Source organism: Prosthecobacter sp. (assembly GCF_049294395.1).
Lineage (GTDB): Bacteria > Verrucomicrobiota > Verrucomicrobiia > Verrucomicrobiales > Verrucomicrobiaceae > Prosthecobacter.
Window position 1 is genome coordinate 1 of sequence record NZ_JBAQCR010000318.1, and the last position, 6,033, is coordinate 6,033.

The 6,033-nt window shown below is 59.1% G+C and carries 4 protein-coding genes; 3 read left to right on the forward strand and 1 reads right to left on the reverse strand.

Annotated elements, in window-relative coordinates; all coding sequences use genetic code 11:
- The first annotated feature begins 91 nt into the window (after window positions 1–91).
- The 3 genes from WAW39_RS21110 (at window position 92) to WAW39_RS21120 (ending at window position 5,223) form a co-directional block, all read left to right on the forward strand.
- Window positions 92–1,747 (forward strand): hypothetical protein, encoded by a 1,656-nt coding sequence (locus tag WAW39_RS21110; protein ID WP_422321141.1) that lies wholly within the window; start codon window positions 92–94, stop codon window positions 1,745–1,747.
- Between the two features lie 221 nt (window positions 1,748–1,968).
- Window positions 1,969–3,954 (forward strand): NAD-dependent DNA ligase LigA, encoded by a 1,986-nt coding sequence (ligA, locus tag WAW39_RS21115; RefSeq protein ID WP_422321142.1) that lies wholly within the window; start codon window positions 1,969–1,971, stop codon window positions 3,952–3,954.
- 276 nt (window positions 3,955–4,230) lie between these two features.
- Window positions 4,231–5,223 (forward strand): choice-of-anchor A family protein, encoded by a 993-nt coding sequence (locus WAW39_RS21120; protein WP_422321143.1) that lies wholly within the window; start codon window positions 4,231–4,233, stop codon window positions 5,221–5,223.
- Between the two features lie 124 nt (window positions 5,224–5,347).
- On the opposite strand, the gene WAW39_RS21125 is transcribed toward WAW39_RS21120, so the two are convergent.
- Entirely contained in the window at window positions 5,348–5,983 is a 636-nt protein-coding gene (locus WAW39_RS21125; protein WP_422321144.1) for an MFS transporter, read from the reverse strand.
- Window positions 5,984–6,033 lie beyond the last annotated feature (50 nt).

Below are 6,033 nucleotides of genomic sequence, written 5' to 3' on the forward strand. Positions count from 1 at the left end.
GGGCGGACACGCTGGAGCAGCTCTTCACCCGGCTCACCGGCCTCAGTGGTCTGGAGGCACGCGCCGAGACCTTTGCCAAAAGCATGCTGTCATGAGCACCGCCGCCGAAAACATGCCGCACACTCATGGCCGCCGCCCCCCCTCGCCCGCGAAGGTGCTTCGTAGCCTGTTCTGGAAGCTGCTGTTCCGTGGCCGTGCAGCGCAGCAGGCAGGCATGCAGAAAACGCGGCGGCAGATGGGCCTCGGCCTGACCCTGTTCATTTACGCCCTCGTCGGCCTCATGCCCGCGCTGCTCTCAAAGTTCACGGACACCTTTGTTTTTGCCTGCACGCTGCATGGCTTCACGCTGATGTTTGCCTCGCTCACACTGGCCTCCAGCGCGGGTACCATGCTCTTCATGAAAGAAGAGGCGGAGATCCTGCTGCACCGCCCCGTGACTCCACAGCAGATGCTGCGCGCCAAGTGCGCTGTGCTCGCGGGCTTTGCCTTCGTGCTGGCCCTGGCGCTGAATCTCGCCGGACTCGTCGCCGGCCCATTGAGCAAAGGCGGGACGTGGCGCTTCATTCCTGCGCATCTGTTTTCCACCGCCCTGCTCATGCTGTTCTCCGCCGCCAGCATCGTGCTGGTGTACAACGCCTGCCTCAAATGGTTCGGGCGTGAGCGTCTGGACAATTTGCTCGCCACCGTGCAATCACTCCTCACGGTCGTGATGATCTTGGGCGGGCAGATCATGCCTCGGGTAATGCAGTTGGAGGCATTCAGGAATTTCGACCACATCACCGGCTGGATGCTGGCGCTGCCGCCGATCTGGTTCGGTGCGCTGGATGCATTGCTCAGCGGCACCACGCTCAATACTTCCACCATGTGGCTGCCTGCCGGACTCGCAGTCGCCGTGACGGCGCTGACAAGCTGGCTGGCGCTGGAAAAGCTCGGCAGCGCCTACGGCCAGGGGCTGATGAATTTAAACGAGTCCGCCGGCGCTACCAAAGAGCGCACCAAGCCACGCGGCGTCTGGCTGGCGGCCATCGTCAAACTTCCGCTGCTGCGCTGGTGGCTGCGGGATCCGGTGGAGCGCGAGTCCTTCAAGCTCACCACGGCCTACCTGTTTCGCGACCGGGAAATCAAGCTGCGGCTCTATCCCGGCATCGCACCCATGCTCATCATGCCGCTGGTGATGCTGTTTTCCGGGGTGAAGGGCGGAGCAGAGACTGCGATGATGATGCAGGGCTTTGCCACCTGCTTTCTCGGCATGATTTCGCTGCAGGCCATGATGTTCCTCGGCTGCTCGGAGCACTGGCGTGCCGCCGCCTTTTTCCATGTCGCACCGCTGCGGCACTGGACGCCGCTGTTTCATGGCTCACGCAAGGCCGTGCTCTGCTGGCTGAGCTTCCCCGTGCTCATCCTGCAAACCGCCCTCCTCTGCGGCCTGCAGCGCTCATGGACACCACTGGTGCTCAGCCTGCCTGCCTTGATGTTTCTGCCCACCTTCTCCCTCTTGACCGGTCTCATGGGCCAGTGGCTGCCATTTTCAAAACCATCCGAAGACGTCAAGAACACCAGCGCAGGCTGCCTCATGATGGCCGCTTCCATGGCCGCCGCCGGCATCATCGGCGGTCTCTCAAGCTGGATGTGGCACATCGGCTATTTCACCATCTTCCTCGCCCTTGAAGCTATGGTGATGCTCGGAGCCACCATCCTCATGAAATACCTCATGCGCGACACCCCATGGGTGGCGCAGCCGGAGTGAAAAGGATTCTCAGGCATACGCTGACGCTATGTCTGCAAGGTGCCTTGAGATGCCAGTGATGTGGTCCGCACTCTCCGAGTGCGGCTTCTGGGCAGTCACACACGCTGGAACCACTCATAGGGCTCAGCATCCCCCTCTCTGCGCCAGCCCAAAGCTCACGCACTCTCTCTGATCGTTTTTTCGTTTCCCTGCGCCGCTTTGCAGGTATTCAAAGCGATACCATGACCCACGCCGAAGCCGCCAGCCGCGCCGCCTTTCTCAGCGCCGAACTTCACCGCCACAACCGCCTCTACTACGTCGAGGCTCGCCCGGAAATCAGCGATCAGCAGTTCGATGCCCTCCTGCGCGAACTCCAGGACATCGAGGCGAAGTTTCCCGATCTGCAGACGTCTGATTCCCCTACTCAGCGCGTCGGTGGCGCGCCCCTCGAAGGCTTCACGCAGATCACGCACACCGTGCGCATGATGAGCTTGGACAACACCTATTCGGAGGAGGAGCTCAGCGCCTTCTTCGCCCGCGTGCAGAAAGGCCTCGGGCGCGAGAAAGTGGACTGCGTCATCGAGCCCAAGGTGGACGGCGTCGCCATCACCATTCGCTACGAAAACGGCATCCTGAAATACGGTGCGACACGTGGCGATGGACAGACCGGTGATGACGTGACCAACAACCTCAAAACCATCGGACGCCTGCCGCTGCGACTCCCCAAAGACGGCCCGCAGAGTTTCGAAGTGCGTGGCGAGGTCTTCATGCCCAAGGCAGGCTTTGCCAAACTCAATCAGGAACGCGAAGAAGCCGGCGAGGCCCTGTTTGCCAACCCCCGCAACTCCACCGCTGGCACCTTGAAGCTGCTGGACCCAAAGATCGTCGCGAAGCGGCCGCTCGACATTGTCTTTTACGGCCTAGTCGAAGCCAGCGCGGTGGACTCGCAGACAGACGTCTATGCACTGCTTGATGCCGCCGGACTGCGCAAAGCCGATCTCATCTGGCATGCTGACAGCGCCGAAGGTTTGCTGCACGCGATTCGTGAGCTCGATGAAAAACGCAAATCACTGCCCTACGAAACCGATGGTGCTGTGATCAAAGTAAACAGCTTCGCCGATCAGCGCGAACTCGGGGCCACCAGCAAAGCACCGCGCTGGGCCATCGCTTACAAATACCAGCCCGAGCAGGCGGAAACCAAAATCACCGCCATCGACATCCAGGTGGGACGCACCGGCGCTCTCACACCCGTGGCTCGCCTGGAGCCCGTCCTCGTCAGCGGCAGCACCGTCAGCAACGCCACCCTGCACAACTACGAGGAGATCGAGCGCAAGGACATCCGCGTCGGCGACACCGTCATCATCGAAAAAGCCGGTGAGATCATCCCCGCCGTCGTCTCCGTGAAAAAGGAGCTGCGGAGTGGAACTGAAACCGCAGTGCCCGTGCCCACGCACTGCCCCGTCTGCGGCACCGCCGTGCATCGCGATGAAGAGCAGGTCGTCATCCGCTGCCCCAATCCGCACTGCCCCGAAGTCGTCAAACGCCGCATCGAGCACTTCGTCAGCCGTGGTGCCATGGACATCAGCGGCCTCGGCGAATCCGTCATCGCTCAGTTGGTCGAGCTCAAGCTCGTCAAAGACGTCGCCGATCTTTACGACCTCAATGAACTCTCGCTCGCCCGCCTCGAACGTGTCGGCACCAAGAGCATCGACAACTACCTCAAAGCCATCGCCTCCAGCAAACAGCAGGACCCCTGGCGGCTCGTCTTCGGCCTCGGCATCCTGCATGTCGGCGCCGGTGGCGCTCGCAAGCTCATCGAACACTTCAGCAGCATCGACGCTGTCGCCAATGCCAGCGTGGAAGACCTCACCCAATGCCCCGACATCGGTGCCATCGTCGCGCCGAGCATTCACGCCTGGTTCCGCGAGGAGCACAACGTCACCCTCCTCAACCGCCTGCGCGCCGCAGGTCTTAACTTCACTCAAAAGACCGTCACCGCCGCCTCCGAAAAACTCAACGGCACCACCTGGGTCATCACCGGCACCTTGAGCGAAGACCGCGAAACCATCGCCGACACCATCCGCGCCAACGGCGGCAAAGTCAGCGGCAGCGTCAGCGGCAAAACAACCTATCTCCTAGCGGGTGAAGACGCCGGCAGCAAACTCGACAAAGCCACAAAACTCGGCGTCAAGATCGTGAGCGAGGCTGAGTTTCGTGGGATGATTTGAACAGGGGATGGGCCTCCTGATCCCACCCGCTCTGCCTTCAATCACTGCCCCCGAACCAAGGGTATCTAGGTGATTCTCCTCCAGACTTTGAGGTGGGCCGCTACCTCCATTTGGAGGTAAATGATTCTTTAGTGCTCTTGTATTGTAATAAATTATCATATTTAATATTCAAATATGAAAAAATTATCAAAATGCGGTTGATTGCCGAAGGATATTACTTATTACTACTATCGCATCATCACAAATTATCATCCTTGTGATTCATTTGTGAATTGTATGAAAAATATCTATCGTCACACGGCCTCAATCGTTAGCCTCCTCGTTGTTGCGCTGGCAGGGGTTTCGGTTCAAGCTCAGAGTCTGGATTACCGGAACTACAACGCGATAATCTTTAACAACCTCTATACCACCTCTGACATCGAGGGACGGACGTTTGTGGGCAATGACTTCACGGGAATGAATTCTGCCAATCTGGGCATCCACCTCAAAAACACGGTGCCGTCCAGCGACCGCTCATTCGTGGTGGGGAACAATCTCGTCAGTGGCAACCCGCTAAATTTGCAGCGCGGCAGCCTCTACATTGACGGCAGCACCAATGGTCGCGCCATCAACTTCAACGGCGGTGGCTCCGTGGTGGCAGACCACAGCATTGATGCGTCGCTGAATCAGATTCGGGGTTACTCCATCGCGGAGTCACAGGCCCTCAGCACCATGCTGGTGGACAGCACCGTTACCCTGCCTTCAGGCTCCCCCGGCCCCACGACGTTCAATGCCACGGCAGGTGCCGACGGTGTGGCGGTCTTCGCTGTGACTGCTGCCTCCATTTTTGACAATCCCAATGGCCAGCAATTCGATCTGAATGTGGATGCCAATACCTTCAACATCATCATCAATGTGAGCGGTACCTCGGTGAACTGGACCAACGGCAACATGGTGGGCAACTTCAACAGCAACTACTGGCAGGGGCACATCCTGTGGAACTTCTACCAGGCCACCGCCATCAACTTCAATGCTCACAACTTCAACGGCGCTATCCTGGCCCCCTTTGCCTCCATCACGACCTCCTCAAACATCGACGGACTTGTGGTGGCGAACAACCTGACCACCTCTGCTGAAGTGCATCTTCCGGACAGCAACAGCACCATGGCCTACGCCTATGAAGGCTACACCGCTGCCATTCCCGAGCCTGGCAGCGCCGTCTTGATCATTGCCGCGAGCGGTCTCTTTCTGATCATGCGGAACCGCCGTCTGGTGAGTGGGAAATATTGAAGGGTCTGGCGCAGGTAGCAAACTCGTCAGGCCATGGAGCTTGATGTGAGGAGGGTCGCAGAGGCCGATATTTTTGGGAGATGATTGGAAGGCAAGTGGCATCCTCTTGGTCCCTTCGCTGCCCTCAGCTTTCTGAACCCTTGGCGCGTCTTGCGGTGATTCGGCTGCCAATAGCGATGGCGAGTGAGAGGATGGTCAGGCCTGCCGCAACGACGAAGGTGAATTGCATGCCCGCAGCAACGTCTGCGGGTGGCACCTGCGTGAGGTGAATGCTTCCCGCTGCAAAGGCGAACAGCGCGCCCATGACAGAGGCCCCGGTGATGAGCCCCAAATTGCGCGACAGATTGAGCATGCCGGAAATGACTCCTCGATTCTCCGGAGGGATCGTGCTCATGACGGCCGTGTTGTTGGCCGTTTGAAACAAGGCGTATCCTGCAGTGATGATGCTGATGGCCGTGATGTAACCGCCAATTCCAGCCGCCATGGGAAGCAAGGATTGAATCAAACAACCACCCGTCATGCCGATGAGCCCGACGAGGGTCATCCGTTGGGTTCCAAACCTGTCCACGATGCGACCAGCGGGCACCCCCGTCAGCGCTGCGACCAGCGGCCCGACGGACATCACCATGCCCACCACGGCTGCATCGAGACCCAGTGCCCGTGAGAGATAAAACGGCCCGACCACTAGGCAGTGTTTTAAAACCAGTTTGAAGGAAAAAAATTGTGCGCCCGGTGAGTTTGAGCCACTGGCAAGTCTCATGTTCAATCAACGATTCTCTTGGTGGGGGCCGCTCAAGCAGCGGCTCTTAA

What these genes read in the sequence shown, in the direction of transcription:
- ligA (WP_422321142.1), top strand. Translation starts at nt 1,969, where the DNA reads ATGACCCACGCCGAAGCCGCCAGCCGCGCCGCCTTTCTCAGCGCCGAA.
- WAW39_RS21110 (WP_422321141.1), top strand. Translation starts at nt 92, where the DNA reads ATGAGCACCGCCGCCGAAAACATGCCGCACACTCATGGCCGCCGCCCC.
- WAW39_RS21125 (WP_422321144.1), bottom strand. Translation starts at nt 5,983, where the DNA reads ATGAGACTTGCCAGTGGCTCAAACTCACCGGGCGCACAATTTTTTTCC.
- WAW39_RS21120 (WP_422321143.1), top strand. Translation starts at nt 4,231, where the DNA reads ATGAAAAATATCTATCGTCACACGGCCTCAATCGTTAGCCTCCTCGTT.